Origin of the sequence: Methylobacterium fujisawaense, from assembly GCF_039619325.1 — a bacterium.
GTDB classification, from domain to species: Bacteria; Pseudomonadota; Alphaproteobacteria; order Rhizobiales; family Beijerinckiaceae; genus Methylobacterium; species Methylobacterium fujisawaense.
Map to the genome: position 1 here is coordinate 6,003,491 of NZ_CP155000.1, position 15,937 is coordinate 6,019,427.

Annotated in this window: 15 protein-coding genes and 1 pseudogene; 3 read left to right on the top strand and 13 right to left on the bottom strand. The window is 69.6% G+C overall.

Features of this window, described 5'->3' with window-relative positions:
• Positions 1 to 125: 125 nt before the first annotated feature.
• From ABC766_RS28485 to ABC766_RS28505, 5 genes and pseudogenes are all read right to left on the bottom strand, one after another.
• The gene (locus ABC766_RS28485) at positions 126 to 1,403 is read right to left on the bottom strand and encodes a porin (RefSeq protein ID WP_043350904.1); all 1,278 of its coding nucleotides are present in this window, start codon (positions 1,401 to 1,403) and stop codon (positions 126 to 128) included.
• A 222-nt stretch (positions 1,404 to 1,625) separates the two neighbouring features.
• Positions 1,626 to 2,475, bottom strand: a pseudogene (locus ABC766_RS28490) (23S rRNA (adenine(2030)-N(6))-methyltransferase RlmJ).
• 66 nt (positions 2,476 to 2,541) lie between these two features.
• Entirely contained in the window at positions 2,542 to 3,204 is a 663-nt protein-coding gene (locus ABC766_RS28495) for a ribonuclease T2 family protein (RefSeq protein ID WP_043350900.1), read from the bottom strand.
• Positions 3,205 to 3,206: 2 nt separating this feature from the next.
• The gene (locus ABC766_RS28500) at positions 3,207 to 3,668 is read right to left on the bottom strand and encodes a hypothetical protein (RefSeq protein ID WP_043350928.1); all 462 of its coding nucleotides are present in this window, start codon (positions 3,666 to 3,668) and stop codon (positions 3,207 to 3,209) included.
• A 196-nt stretch (positions 3,669 to 3,864) separates the two neighbouring features.
• On the bottom strand, positions 3,865 to 4,851 hold the full coding sequence (locus ABC766_RS28505; RefSeq protein ID WP_043757487.1) for an extensin family protein: 987 nt from the start codon (positions 4,849 to 4,851) through the stop codon (positions 3,865 to 3,867).
• 111 nt (positions 4,852 to 4,962) lie between these two features.
• Here ABC766_RS28505 and ABC766_RS28510 point away from each other — a divergent pair, with 111 nt between their 5' ends.
• Both ABC766_RS28510 and ABC766_RS28515 read left to right on the top strand, forming a co-directional pair.
• A complete protein-coding gene (locus ABC766_RS28510; protein ID WP_345820047.1) occupies positions 4,963 to 6,195 on the top strand; it encodes an amidase in 1,233 nt (410 codons plus the stop codon).
• A 381-nt stretch (positions 6,196 to 6,576) separates the two neighbouring features.
• On the top strand, positions 6,577 to 6,807 hold the full coding sequence (locus tag ABC766_RS28515; protein ID WP_043350926.1) for a DUF6894 family protein: 231 nt from the start codon (positions 6,577 to 6,579) through the stop codon (positions 6,805 to 6,807).
• 528 nt (positions 6,808 to 7,335) lie between these two features.
• Here the strand turns inward: ABC766_RS28515 and ABC766_RS28520 are convergent.
• On the bottom strand, positions 7,336 to 8,481 hold the full coding sequence (locus ABC766_RS28520) for an AI-2E family transporter (protein ID WP_043761155.1): 1,146 nt from the start codon (positions 8,479 to 8,481) through the stop codon (positions 7,336 to 7,338).
• Between the two features lie 499 nt (positions 8,482 to 8,980).
• A complete protein-coding gene (locus tag ABC766_RS28525) occupies positions 8,981 to 9,448 on the bottom strand; it encodes a molybdenum cofactor biosynthesis protein MoaE (protein WP_043757480.1) in 468 nt (155 codons plus the stop codon).
• A 159-nt stretch (positions 9,449 to 9,607) separates the two neighbouring features.
• Here ABC766_RS28525 and ABC766_RS28530 point away from each other — a divergent pair, with 159 nt between their 5' ends.
• Positions 9,608 to 10,627, top strand: a complete 1,020-nt coding sequence (locus tag ABC766_RS28530; RefSeq protein WP_053608400.1) for a gamma carbonic anhydrase family protein — start codon at positions 9,608 to 9,610, stop codon at positions 10,625 to 10,627.
• A gap of 11 nt (positions 10,628 to 10,638) precedes the next feature.
• Here ABC766_RS28530 and ABC766_RS28535 read toward each other — a convergent pair whose 3' ends face one another.
• The 6 genes from ABC766_RS28535 to ABC766_RS28560 form a co-directional block, all read right to left on the bottom strand.
• Positions 10,639 to 11,367, bottom strand: coding sequence for an amino acid ABC transporter ATP-binding protein (locus ABC766_RS28535; protein ID WP_043385028.1), 729 nt, complete (start codon positions 11,365 to 11,367; stop codon positions 10,639 to 10,641).
• Positions 11,368 to 11,519: 152 nt separating this feature from the next.
• Positions 11,520 to 12,212 carry an amino acid ABC transporter permease gene (locus tag ABC766_RS28540; RefSeq protein ID WP_043384934.1) on the bottom strand — a complete coding sequence of 231 codons (693 nt, stop codon included), beginning with the start codon at positions 12,210 to 12,212 and terminating at the stop codon, positions 11,520 to 11,522.
• 56 nt (positions 12,213 to 12,268) lie between these two features.
• Positions 12,269 to 12,991: an amino acid ABC transporter permease gene (locus ABC766_RS28545; RefSeq protein ID WP_043348617.1), complete on the bottom strand. Its 723-nt coding sequence runs from the start codon at positions 12,989 to 12,991 to the stop codon at positions 12,269 to 12,271.
• Between the two features lie 89 nt (positions 12,992 to 13,080).
• A complete protein-coding gene (locus ABC766_RS28550) occupies positions 13,081 to 14,004 on the bottom strand; it encodes an amino acid ABC transporter substrate-binding protein (protein ID WP_043384931.1) in 924 nt (307 codons plus the stop codon).
• 391 nt (positions 14,005 to 14,395) lie between these two features.
• Positions 14,396 to 15,517 carry a branched-chain amino acid ABC transporter substrate-binding protein gene (locus ABC766_RS28555; RefSeq protein WP_043348612.1) on the bottom strand — a complete coding sequence of 374 codons (1,122 nt, stop codon included), beginning with the start codon at positions 15,515 to 15,517 and terminating at the stop codon, positions 14,396 to 14,398.
• Between the two features lie 49 nt (positions 15,518 to 15,566).
• Positions 15,567 to 15,935, bottom strand: a complete 369-nt coding sequence (locus tag ABC766_RS28560; protein WP_043348619.1) for a DUF6867 family protein — start codon at positions 15,933 to 15,935, stop codon at positions 15,567 to 15,569.
• Positions 15,936 to 15,937: the final 2 nt, after the last annotated feature.

Sequence of the window (15,937 nt, forward strand, 5' to 3'; positions counted from 1 at the left end):
TTACTACAAATGTCGCAATCGATTTGCCAGAATACCTTCAATTTCAGCAGACAACAAAAAGCCCCCGGACCTGAGGCCGGGGGCTTGCTGGCGACCGGTTCCGTGAACCGGTCCGGGTCATCCGATCAGAAGGTGATGCCGGTCTCGACCATGTAGCGGTCCTGGGAGGTTTTGTTGCCGGTGCGGCCGAAGCCGGTGCCGAGCGTCCCCTCCGCGAGGTTGCCACGGGTGATCCCGCCGAGTTCGACGTGGGCGTATTCCACCCGGAAGAAGTACCGGTCGAAGGTGAAGGTCGGCGTGACGGTGACCGAGAAGGCGTTGCTGCCCGCACCGAAGCCCAGCAGGTTGGTCCCGCCGGATCCGCGGACGCCGGTCTGCTCGGTGTACTCGACGCGGCCGGCCAGGGAGAAATTATCGGTGAACGAGTAGGCCGCCAGCAGCGCGCCGCCGTAGGTCGACGCCGAGTTGGCGATGCCGACGCGCAGGTCCCGCTCGACATTGGTGAACTGGAAGTACGGCGAGATGATCCACGGGCCGTTCGCGTAGGTGTAGTTGATGTTGAAGATGCCGCTGTTCTGCTGGAGGTTCGGCGTCGCGAACTGGTAGCGCGGGCTGCGGTCGAGGGCATTGGTCCGGCCGACGTTCAGGCCGCCGTTGACGCCGATCGTGTTGTAGTCGTCGAGCTTGTAGGCGACGTTGCCGGTGAACCACGTGATCTCGTTGGAGAAGAAGCCGTCCGTGCCCGCGAGGGACACCGAGAGCGGGCCGCTGCTGTAATTGACCTGCACGCCCTGGTTGATGAAGTTCTCCTGCACGAACAGGAGGCCGCGGTTGATGTTCAGGTTCTGGTAGGTGAACAGCAGCTCGGTGCCGATCAGGGTGAACATCCGGCCGCCCTGGACCGACCATTCATCGTTGATCTGGATCTTGCCGAAGGCGACCGGGACCGGGCCGAACAGGAGATCGGTCTGGGTGAAGGTGCCGAGCGTGGGGAAGCCGAGCTGCGGGATCGAGTAGCCGCCGGCCTGGATGTAGAACTGGAACGCGCCCTCGGGCTTCTGGATGATGCCCTGCACGTTCGAGAAGTCGAACCGGGCCGACCGGTCGCGGTCGTTGGGCGCCGCCGGGGTCGAGAACGAGGCGAACGGGTTCGACTGCGTGTAGCCGTAGCCGGTGATGGCGCCGCCCACGTAGAGGTCCCCGAGCGGACCCGCGGAGAAGCAGCTCGGATTCGGGTTGGCCTTGATCACGCCGCTATAGGCCGGGCCGATCAGCGTGGCCTTGCACGGCTCGGCGGGGGGCGCGACGGGAACCGGCGCCGGGGCCGACAGATCGGCCGCGAGGATGCTGGTCGAGGACAGCAGCACGGTGGCCAGGCCGGCCAGGGCGGATCGCTTCAGCATGGTTCGGAGCTCGTTCGGATTCGTCTACGGCCAAGCTGACATCGCGCTGCGGATGACACAAAATCAAACAAAGAGCAGTTGCATATTTTTTGGGCAGATCCCTATCGCTGAACACGTTCGACGCGGAAATGTGACTTTGCCGCCACAATCGTCCGGGCGGACCGGCGTTTTCCTTTGCGGGCGTCCGGAACAGCTTTCCCGGCACGGCCCAAGTCTACCGTGTCAGGCCGCGGGACCGATCGGATCGCAGCGAAATCCTCCGAACTCATGCCGGGCCAGCCGTTCGGCCAGGGCCGGCAGGAACAGCATCGCCTCCTCGGCGAGGCGCCACGGCGGGTTGACCACGATCAGGCCGCTCCCGGTGAGCCGCGTCGGGTCGCCCGGCCGCTCGATCAGGAGATCGAGTCGCAGGGCCGGGCGGGGCAGGGCGGCATCGAGGGTCGCGGACCATCCGGTCGAGGGCCTCGGTGTCCTTGATCGGATACCAGGCCAAAAACACCCCGGTGGGCCATTTCGCCACCGCCCGGGCGAGGTGGGCGCCGAGGCGCTCGATCTCGCCGGGCACCTCGTAGGGCGGATCGATCAGCACGAGGCCGCGCCGCTCCGGCGGCGGGATCTGGGCGTTGATCGCAGTCCAGCCGTCGAGGCTCATCACCTTGGTGCGGGGATCGCGGGCGTAGCGGTCCTGCAGCGTGGCGGCATCCGCCGGATGGAGTTCCACGAACACGCCCTTGTCGCCGGGGCGCAGCGCCTCGCGGATCAGGGCGGGCGAGCCGGGATAGGCGGTGGCGCCGTCGCGCGCCTGCACCGCGGCCACCGCGGCCCGGTAGGGCGCAAGCAGCGCCTCGACATCCGGCGCGAAGGGCGCGGCCATCCGGCCCCACCCCTCCCGCCACTCGCCGGTGCGGGCCGCCTCGTCGGCCTCGAGATCGTAGACGCCGAGTCCCGCGAAGGCGTCCAGCGCCCGGAACGGCTTGTCCTTGAGCCGGAGGTGGTCGAGCACCCGCGCCAGAACGAGGTGCTTGAGGACGTCGGCGTGGTTGCCGGCGTGGAAGGCGTGCCGATAGTTCATGGCCGCGCGCTCAAGCCGATCCGGCGCCCCAGGTCCAGCACCCGGCGCGCAAAACGCCGAAAAAACCTAGCGGGCGGCGTCGAGACGCACCTCGGGCGCCCGGCAATTGCCGCGGGCGACCTCGGGGCAGGGGGCGAAGCCGCGCAGGTCCTTGCCGAAGCAGATCCGGACCTCCTGGAGCTGCCCGCGGGTGCAGGTGACCGCCATCATGTCGGGGCGCAGGCCGCGATTGGCCGCCACGAATTGCCGCGCGATCTCGATGGGGGCGAGGGATTGCGGCGGGGAGCCGCCCGTCAGGCCGTCGGGGATCGTCACCGCCTGCCGCGCCGTGCGGGCGGCCGCGAAATAGGCGGCGGGATCGAGTCCCGAGCAGGTGCCGTGCTTGCGCCACTCGTACCGGGCGAGCCCCTCGCTCGGATAGACTTGTCCGGCCACCTCCATGGCCTGCCGGGTGGGCGCACGGTTCACCGCCGAGCAGTTCTCCGGATAGCCGCGGGCATATTGCGGCCACAGGCCGTGGACGACGAAGCCGAGGCCGCGACCGGGGGCGCACTGGACGTCGTCCCGGCGTGCGCCCGGCCCCGCGCAGTAGGTCGGCGACCACGACAGGGCGAGGACGTAGAAGTCGAACGCGCCGGGCGTGCCGCCACGGGCGAAGCCGCCGTAATCCTGGGCGGCGGCCGGCCCGGCGAGGAGCAGGCCCGCGAGGCCGGCGGCGAGCCTGCGCATGGTCAGGGACGCGCCATCCGGCAGGCGGTGGCGTAGGCGTAGGCGAGGTCCCGGTCGAGCCCGTGGACGCAGAACTCGACGCCCCAGGTCGCCCCGATGATCCCGAGGCTCTCGCGCACCGAGTAGTCGACCTTGCGGCGGACGCCGTCCGACGTGGTGATGGTCGCGGTGCAGAAGCGGCGGGGATAGGTGTCGAGGCCCCAGGGCCGCCAGGCGGTGCGCTCGATCGTGTCGAAGGATAGGATCGTCATCGACGAATTCCAGAACTTCGCCTCCTTCTCGGCGAAGTTGGTCGAGACCCGCTCCAGCACCGACGGGTCCTGGCAGCCGGGAATCTGCGCGTCGAAGGGGAAGATCCGCTCCTCGGCGGGCTCGATGTCCTCCCGGGCCGAGCGGGCCAGCGCCGGCTGGGCCAGGGCGAGAAGGGCCAGCCCGAGGGCGAAGCCGTGAAAGAGCGGGCGCATGGCGCGTGCCTCGACGGATGTGCGATCCTGCATCCGCGAACGATGGCCCGGCCGCGCCGCCAGTCAAGCTCCGGCGGCCCCGCGCCGGTGCTTTGGCGGCCTGTGCGGCGCGGCCGCTACACTCGCCGGCCGATGCCCCCGGAGCGGGACCGGCCCGCGGCCCGATCCCATCAACACGCGTTCCGGCGTCGCCCGGTCAGTAGATCGGCCCCGTGCTCGGTGGCGCGCCGAGCTGCAGCGGCTCGTCGTAGTCCTGCGCGGGCTCCTCGGGGGCGGCCGCGGCGATCCGTGGCGCCGGCCGCACCGGCGGCGCGGCGGTGTAGGCCGATGCCGCGGTCGGGCGGGCCGGCGCCCGGGCGACCTGCGTCGCGCCGCCGGCCTTCGACATCGGCGACACGCCGTAGGGATCGTCCTGCTCCACATCCACCGGCGCCTGCGGGGCGGCGGGCTGGCGCTGCGGCGGGACCGGACGGCTCAGCGGCCGCTCGACGCCGGTGCCGAGCTGCGGCGTGAACTTGATCATCGGCTGGCAGATCCGCCTCAGACCGCGCGGGTCGTGCCGGGCGAGATCGACGTGGATGTGGTCGTAGTGGAACACGTTCGAGCCGGGGGCCAGCACCGTGGTGAAGCGCTGGCAGGCGCCGAGGAAGATCTCGCGCAGGAAGCCCTGCTCGGCCTCCGTGCCGCGCCAGCCGCCCTTCACGGTGATCACGTGGCCGTCGGCGAGCTTGATCGACATGACGTCGATGGCGTTGCCGAAACCGTGCTCGGAGAGCTTGGCGCCGGGCTGGTTGTTGCGGCCGCGGCAGGAATAGGAACCCGCGTTGATCTCGGCCACCGGCACGCCGAAATAGAGGTTGGCGGCCGGCTGGATCGTGTCGGCGAGCCACGCCTCGGCCTCGGCCAGCGCCGGGCAGCCCAGGGTCATCCGCTGCTTCAGCAGGACGGAGCCGCCGCCGAGCCGCGTTACCCGGAAGGGCTGCTGCATGCCGCACGGCCCCGGGCCGTCCATGGCCGCGATCGGCGTGATGAACTCCGAGGGCTCGACGAGCTTCTTGGCCAGGCAGACCTGCTCCGCCTGATCGCGCCACGGTTCGCGCCGCTCGAAATGATTGATCGAGCACGCGGTGAGGCCCGCGCCGAACAGCGCCAGAGCCGAGAACAGGGATACGCCACGCCACATGACCCGGACGATGCGCACGGTCGCGTAAAGCGTTCGTCAACGGCGTTTCGGGAATGACGCGACCTGTGGCGTCTCGGTTGACAGCGCCGCGGACCGCAGACTGAATGCATTATGCTTTCACTTCTCGACCTCCGCGCCCGCATCGCCGCCGGCACCCTGACCCCCGCGGGGGCGATCGATCTGTGCCGCGCCGCGATCGCCGCGCGGGAGCCGGACCTGCACGCGCTGGTCACCCTCGACCCGGCGCCGGCGATCCCGGAGACCGGGCCGCTCGCCGGCATCGCGGTGGGCGTGAAGGACATCATCGACAGCGCCGGCCTGCCGAGCCAGATGGGCTCGTCGATCTACGCGGGCTGGACGCCCCGGGGTGACGCCGCCGTGGTGAGCCGGCTGAAGCAGCTCGGCGCCGTCGCCCTCGCCAAGACCACCACCACGGCCTTCGCCAGCAGCGACCCGACCGAGACGGTCAACCCGCACGATCCCGGCCACACGCCGGGCGGCTCATCGGCGGGCTCGGCCGCCGCCGTGGGGGCCGGGATGCTGCCCCTGGCCCTCGGCACGCAGACGGCGGGGTCGGTGATCCGGCCCGCGAGCTATTGCGGCTGCGCGGCGGTGAAGCCGTCGTTCCGGCTGATCCCCACGGTCGGCGTGAAGACCTATTCCTGGGCCCTCGACACGGTCGGGCTGTTCGCCGCCGGGGTCGCGGACGTCGCCCATGCCCTCGCCCTGGTCACCGGACGCCCGGAGATCGACGGCGCGGATTCGGGCTCGGCCCCCCGCATCGCCGTGGTGCGGCAGGACTTCGCCGAGGCCCCAGAACCGGCGGCCGAGGCCGCATTGATGCGCGCCCGGCAGGCGGCCGAGCGGGCCGGGGCGCGGGTGAGCGACCTCGCCCTGCCGCCGGAGCTGGCGCAGGCCTGGGAGCGCCACCGCATCATCCAGAACTACGAGGGGCGGCTGGCGCTCGCCTGGGAGTACGACACGCAGGCCGACGCGCTCCCGCCCCGCGTCCGCGAGCATCTCGACGCCGGCGCGGCGATCGAGCCGGCCCAGTACGACGATGCCCGCCGCCACGGCCATCACGCCCGGCGGGTGCTGAAGGGCCTCTTCGCCGATTACGACGCGATCCTGACCTTCTCGGCGCCGGGATCCGCACCCGCGACCCTGGATTCGACGGGCGACCCGCGCTTCAACCAGCTGTGGACGCTGATGGGCGTGCCCTGCGTGAACGTGCCGGTGCCCGGCCAGAGCCTGCCGGTGGGCGTCCAGGTGATCGGCCGCTTCGGCGACGACGGCCGGACCCTGGCGGTGGCCCGGATGATCGAGACCGCGCTGCGCGGCTGACCGGCCGTCAGGGCGACCCGCACCGGCACGCATTCGGGCGACGCCGCCGGGTGCCCATCCCGTCCGCCGTTCCGGGGCCGCGCAGCGCGGCGCCCGGAATCCAGAACCACCGACCCGGCCGATCCTGGCGCCAGCGGCGTTCAGGAAGTCCGGGTTCGCCAGCGTCGCCCCGGCCAAGCAGCGCCGTCAGCCGCTCGGGAGGGGGCCCCTTCGCTGGCCGCGATGATGACGGTCGCGCAAAATGTCGCGTTATGTTCCCTAGCGTACATTTGTGATTGTGAGCTCACCGACGCGACACTAGACACGGCTCATCGCTCGCAACGTTATCCGGGCGCAAGCGGCCGGAAGACGCGCGCTCCCGCCCAAATGGTGGAGCGTCTTTTGGCACGCTACTTCATCAGCACGACCAACCACGTCACGGTCATGGACGAGGAGGGCGTCGAGCTCCCGAGCCACGGCGCGCTCCGCGAGCTCTTGCGCCGAGTCCTGACGGAACTCCTGCGCGACGAAGGCGATCTGACCGGGGTCAATGAGTATTCCGCTCACGCCTATGACGAGGCGGGCAGACTGGTCATGGTCGCGCGGGCCAGCTTCTCCGTCACGGACCAATAGGCCGGCTCCCTCAAGGACCCGGAGGTCGCGCTCCGCTTCGGCACGGAAGCGGACTCAGCTTCGTCCTCATTGGCCCCTGCCGCGCGCGGCGTCGATGAACCGGCGACGCTCTTCCTCGGGGCGCGCTTATCGGCGCCGCACCTGACGGGTTTCGGCTCGGCGGGTTTCGTCTTGGCGCATGTGTCGGTCGGCATCGTCGCGGCCCTCAGATCACCCGCGGTGTCGGCCTACACCCCGCCGACAATCGGACATCGCCGGAGGACACCGCGGCGGCCGGAGCCTCATCGGCGCTCTCCTTCGGGGCGCCGGGCAGGCCGTAGATGCCACCCCTGGAGACCGGCGCGCCGTCGCGCAGGCGGCAAGCCCTCGAACCGCGCCGTCCTTCGGTCAGGCCCGGCATGCGCGGTGCGGCGGCCCCTCCCGGGGAAGGCTCGGGGATCGGGCCGGCTACCCGACGCGGAAGCTCGGCCGGCACGCCCTCTGCGGCGGCGATCCGATCGCCGGCCGCCCTGGCGCAAGTCCCTCCGCTCAATTGCTCGGTTGCTCGTGGAGCGTATCCTCCACGTAGAGCTGCTCCAGCAGGACCTTGATGACCGCCATCAAGGGCAGAGCGAGGGCGATGCCCCACAGCCCGAAGATCACGCCGAGGATCAGCTGGCCGGCGAAGATCGTGGCCGGGGGGATGTCCAGCGCCCGCTTCTGGATGAACGGCGTCAGGCCGTAGCTCTCCAGGCACTGGACCGCCAGATACACGCCGATCGCGCCGATCACCGCCTTCGTGCCCGAGGCGAGCGCGGCGAGGATGATGACGAGGCCCGCGACCAGCGGCCCGACCGTCGGCACGAAGGCGAGCACGCCCGCCTGGAGCCCCAGGATCAGCGCACCGCCGATGCCCAGGAAGGCGAGGCCGGCCCAGGTGCACAGGAAGATCACCGCCATGATGATCAGCTGGCCGAACAGCCAGTGGCGCAGGGTCTCGCCGGCCCCGTCGAGGACCTGGCTGGCGCGCCAGCGCTTCGCCGGAGGCACGAACCGGACGACCCCGTCTCGGTAGGCCTTCGGGTCGGCCGCGAAGGCGAGGCCCAGAAAGGCGATCACCAGGACGTTGCCGAGGGCATCGAACAGGCCCAGGACCACCGCCGCGGCCGGTCCGAGGACGCTGCCGGCATCCGACACGAAGGAGCCGCTGCCCTTCATCAGGCCAGAGGCGAGGCCGGCGAGGCCGCCCTCCTTCTGGCCCGAATCCGTCGAGCCGTCCTTGCCGCTGCCCTGCGGGGCGAGGCTCGGCACGTCGATGCCGCGCTCCGAGAGCCAGCCCGACACCGTGGCCGCCTGATCCTTGATCGTGGTGCCGAGTTCGCGGCCCTGCTGGACGATGGTGGCCCCGCCGTAGCTCGCGAAGCCGACCACCGCGATCGCCACCACGAGGCTGACGACGGACAGTCGCAGGGCCCGCGGCAGGGGGAGGATGCGGCCGAGCCCGCGGGTCAGGCCGTCGAGGAACACGCCGAGGAGCACGCCGGCGAAGATCAGCAGGAGCGTGCCGGCGGACATCCAGGCCAGCGCCAGCGCCGCCACGAAGCACACCACGGCGATCCCGGAGGCTGCGAGCGGCGCCGTTCCGCGCCAGGGCCCGACCGGGCCGTCCAAGTCCTGTAGCTTGCTGTCCGACATCATCACTCCTGCACCGCGGGTTCACGAACGCCCTGGGCCCTCAGGGGTCAAGGGCGAGACCGCGGGTTCTCAGGGTGAAGCGAGCCCGAAACCATGGTCCGGGTTCGCCGGCGACGTCCCCGGCTTGTTCGACCCTCCGACTGCGACGGATGCCCCGATCGGCCGTCCCGTCAGTCCGGGCACCGAAGGCGGGACCGGGGGGGACACGCAGGCGTCTGCGCGATGGCGGCGGGCGTTCGGGACGGCGATGTCCTGAACCGCCGGCTCTCTCCGGCCTTTGCGGGGGGCTGCGGGGCGGGGATGCCCGTCCGCCGATTGTCCCGCGCGCGCCGCCGGACCGCAGGCTTCGGCCCATCGGGCGCCCCAGCAGGAGCACTGGCGGCGCCAGCCGGATCCGCGCCCGCGCCCGGGCCGGACATCGATACCGGCGATCAATCCAGCCGCCTCGTCCTCTTCGGGACGCGGATCGTGTCGCGCGGCGCGGCCCGGGACTCGACCCTCAGCGCCAGCGCCCGGCCGCGGCGTCATCCTGAGCCGTCGCCTCGACCCAACCGCCGGTGGTGCCGTCGGCGAGGTGCTCGCGCTTCCAGAACGGGGCGCGGGTCTTGAGGTAATCCATCAGGAAATCCGCGGCCGCGAAGGCCGCGACCCGGTGGCTCGCGGCGGTCACCACCAGCACGATGCCGTCGCCCGGGCGCACCAGCCCATGGCGGTGGATCACCCGCAGGGCCTGGAGCGGCCAGCGGGCCATCGCCTCGTCGGCGACCCGCCGGATCTCGGCCTCGGCCATGCCGGGGTAGTGCTCCAGCTCCAGGGCGGTCAACCGCCCGCCCTCGTCGCGGCACAGGCCGGTGAAGGTGACGACGGCGCCCGCCCGGCCGCCCAGCGCCGCGCTCACGCTGGCGATCTCGGCCGCGGTGTCGAAGGGCTCGGCCTGGATGGCGATGCTCGGAACGGGGGCGCTCATGGCCCGATCCATAGGAGTCCGCGGCTTTGCGGGCCAGTCCCGTCCCTGTCACACCCGGCCCCGCCTCTATATGAGACGGTCCGTCGCGCCCTGCCGGCCCGGCGCGCGGTCCTCGGATGAGCCCGCGTGCTCCGGACGGCGCTGGAGAAGGATACCCGCGTGACCCCCGACCTGATCCTGCCCTACGACGGCGTGCAGCCGGATTTCGTCAGCCGCCCGGTCTGGTGCGGTCGCGGCAGCACGGTGATCGGCGCCGCGCGGATCGGCGCGCAGGCCTGGATCGGCGACGAGGCGGTGATTCGCGCCGACGGCCAAACCGTCATCCTCGGCGACCGCTTCTGGCTCGGCCACCGCTCGACGGTGCACATCGCCACCCGGACGCACGGCACCCGGGTCGGTGACCGCGTCACGGTCGGGCGCAACAGCGTCGTGCACGCCTGCACGCTCGGCTCCGACGTGGTCGTCGAGGACGACGTGGTGATCCTCGACGGCGCCGAGGTCGGCGACGGTGCGGTGATCGAGGCGGGCTCGACCGTATTCCCTCGGGCGACGCTGCCCGGCGGCTACGCCTATGCCGGCAGTCCCGCCCGTCCGAGCCGTGCGATCGGAGCCGATGAGATCGCTGAGCGCGCCGAGCGGCTGCGTGAGCGCATGGGCGACGGATCCGCTCTCCCGCCCGGGGAAGTATCGGAGGTCGACGACAGCGTGTTCGTGGCGCGCAACGCCCGTCTGCGCGGGCGGGTGAGCCTCGGAGCCGGGGCGAGCGTGCTGTTCTGCTGCGACCTCAACGCCGAGGTCGGCCCGATCGTCGTCGGCGCCGATACCAATATTCAGGACAACACGGTCATCCGCACCCGGGCGGACGGCGTGGTGATCGGGCGGGACACCACCATCGCCCACAACGTCCGGATCTCGGATTGCCGGATCGGGGCACGTTCGTTGATCGGCATCGGCGCGACGATTGCGTCAGGAACCCTGATCGCCGACGACGTCATGCTGGCGGCGGGCGCCACCACGGATCCCGGCCAGATCCTGGAGGCCGGTTATCTGTGGGGCGGCCGCCCGGCCAGGATCCTGGGCCCCCTCGACGCCGAGAAACGCGCCATGATGATCCGCATCGTCGAGGGCTATTGCCAGCACGGGCGGGAATATCGGGCCGCGCAGGAGGCGTCGGAGTAGAGCGCTCCAACTCAGTGTTGCAGGATCTTCGACAGGAAGGTCTGGGCCCGCTCTGAGCGGGGGCTGCCGAAGAACTCCTCCTTCTTGGCGTCCTCGACGATCTCGCCGCGATCCATGAAGATCACCCGGTCGGCGACCTTGCGGGCGAAGCCCATCTCGTGGGTCACGACCATCATGGTCATGCCTTCCTTGGCGAGTTCGACCATCACGTCGAGCACCTCGCCGACCATCTCGGGGTCGAGCGCCGAGGTCGGCTCGTCGAACAGCATCACCACCGGGTTCATGGCGAGCGCCCGCGCGATGGCCACGCGCTGCTGCTGGCCGCCGGAGAGCTGGCCGGGGAACTTGTTCGCGTGGGCGCCGAGGCCGACCCGGGCGAGAAGGTCGAGCCCGCGCTTCTTGGCATCCTCGGCGCTGCGGCCGAGCACCTTGCGCTGGGCGATGGTGAGGTTGTCGGTGATCGACAGGTGCGGGAACAGCTCGAAATGCTGGAACACCATGCCGACCCGCGAGCGGAGCTTGGGCAGATTGGTCGCCTTGTCGGCGACCTTGGTGCCGGCCACCGTAATCTGGCCCTTCTGGAAGGGCTCCAGGGCGTTGACGCATTTGATCAGGGTCGACTTGCCCGAGCCCGAAGGACCGCAGACGACCACCACCTCGCCCTTGGCGACTTTGGTGGTGCAGTTCGTCAGCACCTGAAAGTCGCCGTACCATTTGCTGATGTTGTCGATGGCGATCATCGTCTCGCCGGGCGCGACGACGGGCGCGCCGGCGATGAGGCCGCCCGACTGCAGGCCGGCATCCTTGGGCGCGTGGCTGGCATCGGCGACGGGTTCGGCGGCGGTGGGAGCCGGCATCGGGGACGAGGTCATGGCACGGTCTCCAGTGTCGGTCAGCGGATGATGGCCACGCGGCGCTGCAGGCGGCGCACCAGGAACGAGGCCGAGAAGCAGATCACGAAATAAACCACCGCCGCGAAGATATACATCTCGACGAGGCGTCCGTCGCGCTGGGCGACCTTCGAGGCGGCGCCCATGAAGTCGGTGAGCGACAGCACGTAGACCAGCGACGTGTCCTGGAAGAGGATGATGGTCTGGGTCAGCAGCAGCGGCAGCATGTTGCGGAAGGCCTGGGGCAGGATCACGTTGCCCATGGTCTGCCAGTAATTCATCCCGAGCGCCTGGGCGGCCGCCGTCTGGCCCTTGGGGATCGACTGGATGCCGGCCCGCATGATCTCCGAGAAGTAGGCCGCCTCGAAGGCCATGAAGGTGATCAGGGCGGACGGGAAGGCGCCGACCTGGATCGGCGTCGAGGCCCCCGTCACGTAGGCGCCGATATACGGCACCAGGAAGTAGAACCAGAAGATCACCAGAACCAGCGGGAGCGAGCGGCACAGCTCGACATAACCCTTGGCGAGGTGCCACAGGCCGGGAATGCCCGACAGGCGCGCCATCGCCAGCAGCGTGCCGATGATCACCCCGCCCACGGCAGCCATGGCGGTGAGCGTCACGGTGAAGACCATGCCCTGACCGAACAGGTAGGGCAGGGACGAGACGATGACGGAAAAGTCGAAATTCGAGAGCATCGGGGCCTGTTACCGGTGGCCGTCGGGCGGGGTGGCGGAACGGAAGCGGGCGGCCCTCAGCGCTGGCCGGGGATGGCGACCGCCTTCTCCAGGAAGGTCGCCGCCGTGACCACCACGAGGTTGATGATCACGTAGAGGATCGTCGCCGCCGTGAACGCCTCGAACACCTGGAACGAGAATTCCTGCATCGAGCGGGCCCGGGCGGTCAGCTCCAGCAGGCCGATGGTCAGCGCCACCGACGTGTTCTTGAGATTGTTGAGGAATTCCGAGGTCATCGGCGGCAGGATGATCCGGTAGGCGTTGGGCAGCAGCACGTAGCGGTAGGTCTGATAGGTCGTGAAGCCCATGGCGGTGCCGGCCATGCGCTGGCCCCGCGGCAGCGCCTGGATGCCGGCGCGGACCTGCTCGGCGACGCGCGAAGCGGTGAAGAAGCCGAGGCACACCACCGCCGTGTAGAACGGCGCGTCGGGCAATTGCTTGATCGCGTCGCCGATCCGGGTCGGGACCACTTCGGGCAGCACGAAGTACCAGAGGAACATCTGCACCAGCAGCGGCACGTTGCGGAACAATTCCACGTAGGCGGTACCGACGGTGTTCGCGGTCTTCGACGGCAGGGTCCGCAGCACGCCGATCAGGGAGCCCAGGAAGAAAGCGATCACCCAGGAGCAGAGCGCGGTCGTGATCGTCCACATGAGCCCCGAGAGCAGCATGTCGAGATACGTGCCGGTGCCCTCCGGCGAGGCGTCGAAGAAGATCCGCCAGTTCCAGTTGTAGTTCATCGCGCCGCTTCTACTGTGAACTTACAGAGACGCACCGCGGGCGGGAGCCCGCGGTGCGCATCATGGCATGAAAGCGTACCGAACGGATCTCAGTAGGCCGCCGGGTCGGGGCTCGAGATCGGGGTCGTGAACTGCTTCTTCATCTCCGCGCTCATCGGCAGGTTGAGGTTGATGTTGCGCGGCGGGATCGGCTTCGTGAACCACTTGTCGTAGAGCGCCTTGCCCTCGGGGCTCGTGTAGAGCTTGGCGGTGGCGTCGTCCGCGACCTTCTTGAACTCCGTGTCGTCCTTGCGGAGCATGATGCCGTAGGGCTCAGGCTTCGACAGGGCTTCGGTGGAGATCTCGTAGGCGGACGGGTCCTTCGAGGAGGCGGCGAGCGAGGCGAGCAGCACGTCGTCCATCACGAAGGCGGCGGCGCGGCCGGTCTCGACCATCAGGAACGCCTCGGCGTGGTCCTTGGCCGGCAGGATCGTCAGGCCGAGCTTGCGCTCCGTGTTGGCCTCGTTGATCTGCTTGATGTTCGTGGTGCCCGAGGTCGACACGACGGTCTTGCCCTTCAGGTCCTCGATCGTGTGCAGGTTGGCCGACTTCTTCGAGACGTAGCGGGTCGCGGTCAGGAAGTGCGAGTTGGTGAACCACACCTGCTTCTCGCGCTCGGCGTTGTTGGTCGTCGAGCCGCACTCGAGATCGATCGTGCCGTTCGCCATCAGCGGGATGCGGGTGGCGGAGGTCACCGGGTTGAGCTTCACCTCAAGGTTCGGGAGGTTGAGCTTGGCCTTCACGGCGTCGGCGATCTTGTAGCAGATGTCCATCGCGTAGCCGACCGGCTTCTGGTCGCCGCCGAGATAGGAGAACGGGACGGAGGCATCGCGATAGCCGATGACGATGGCGTTGGCGTCCTTCACCTTCTTGAGGGTGCCGGTCAGCTCCTCCGCCCGCAGGCTCATCGGAGCAAGGGCGAGGGTCAGGCCCAGCGCCGCGGCAAGGCCGCGGCGAGCGATATCAGACTGCATCGGTACGGAACTCCTGGATCGGGCCGAATCGTGTCGGCCGGCGGCGGGGTACGCGGGCCCGCCCGCTCGGGCGACGCCTTTGCAATGATGGTGCCGGGAGAAGGGCTGTCGTGCCGCGCAGGCCTGCGGCTGAGTACGGACACGTCGCGGCCAAGCTGCTGCGCACGTCTGCAGACGCGGTCCCTGCCGTCCCCATGGCCTCCTCCCAAGCGCTGAGCCGGCCTCTCGCTCGCGCCGGCGGCATCATGCACACTTCTTAGGCGTACGCACGCGGTGCGGAGGACGGATCCGCCCGGAAAGCTGACGAATCCACGGCATAGAAAACGACGACGCCGCCCCCCGCGGTATCGGGAGACGGCGTCGGACTGGAAACCCGGTTCGTGGCCGCGGCTTACTTCGTCAGCTCATTGCCGCTGTAGTCGATCTTGCCGTCCGGCCCCTTCTTCCACTCGTACATGACGTAGTCGGGCCGGGTGATGTCGCCCTTCTTGTCGTAGGCGATCGGCCCGACCACCGTGTCCACCGGCTTGCCCTGGTGCAGCCAGTCGGCCAGCTTCTTGCCGTCGCTGGAGCCGGTCTCGGCCATCGCCTTGGCCAGGACCTGCACGGCCGCGTACGAGTAGAGCGTGTAGCCCTCCGGATCGATGTTCTTGGCCTTGAACGCGGCCAGCGCCGCCTTGGCGTTCGGGTTCTTGCGGGCGTCCGGCGGGAAGGTGGTCAGCGTGCCCTCGGCGGCGGGACCGGCGATCGCCACGAGCTCGCGATCGACCATGCCGTCGCCGCCCATCATCGGCGCCTTCAGGCCCTGATCGCGCATCTGGCGCAGGATCAGGCCGGCCTCGGTGTAGTAGCCGCCGAAATAGACCACATCGACATTGGCCGACTTCAGCTTGGAGACGAGCGCAGAGTAGTCCTTCTCACCCGGGTTGATGCCCTCGTACATGACCTCCTTGCCGCCCTTGGCCTTGAGCGCCTTCAGGGTCTCGTCGGCCAGCCCCTTGCCGTAGGGCGTCTTGTCGTGGACGAAGGCGATCTTCTTGCCCTTGAACTTCTCGGCCAGGTAATTGCCCGCCACCGCGCCCTGCTGGTCGTCGCGGCCGCACGTGCGGAACGTGTTCCACATGCCGCGCTCGGTGAACTTCACGTTCGTGGAGGCCGGCGTGACCTGGATGATGCCGGCGTCGAGGTAGACGTCGGAGGCCGGGATCGACACGCCGGAATTGTAGTCGCCGACGACCATCTTCACGCCTTCACTGGCGAACTTGTTGGCCACCGAGACGCCCTGCTTCGGGTCGGAGGCATCGTCGCCCACCGTGACGGTGAGCGTCGTGCCCTTGAGGGTACCGGCCTTGTTCAGGTCCTCGACCGCCTGGCTCGCGCCGTTCTTGAGCTGCGCGCCGATGGCGGCGCTGTTGCCGGTGATCGGCGCGGCGACGCCGAGCTTGACCTCGGCGGCCTGGGCGGCCGCCACCATCGCGCCGAGGGCGAGCCCGGCCAGCAGAATCGATCTCATCGCGTACTACCCCTAAGTGTCAGGACCGCACGTGCGGATCCGGCCGCACTCATCGGACCTCGTCCGCTTCGGGCGCCCGTGCGCGCCATGTCAGCGGTGAGGTCTTCTCGTAGAGCCAGCGGTACTGGCTCGTCATCTGGCGCGTCCGCGTGTAGCGGAAGCCCGCCGCGCCGATGATCATGACGACGACCGCGTCGACCGCATAGTAGTGCAGCGAGAGCAGCGTGCCCGAAAACAGGGCGTAGTGGATGAAGCGCACGGCAGCCGCCACCAGAAGCAGCGCCAGTGCGCAGTGCCAGAACGGCCGCCAACCCCGGGCGATGCCGCGGGCCGCCATCCAGCCGGCCCAGCCGCCCATCACCACGGTGACGAGCAGGAACAGCCAGGCCGACGGCTCCTCGTAGAGGATTCCCTGCAGCG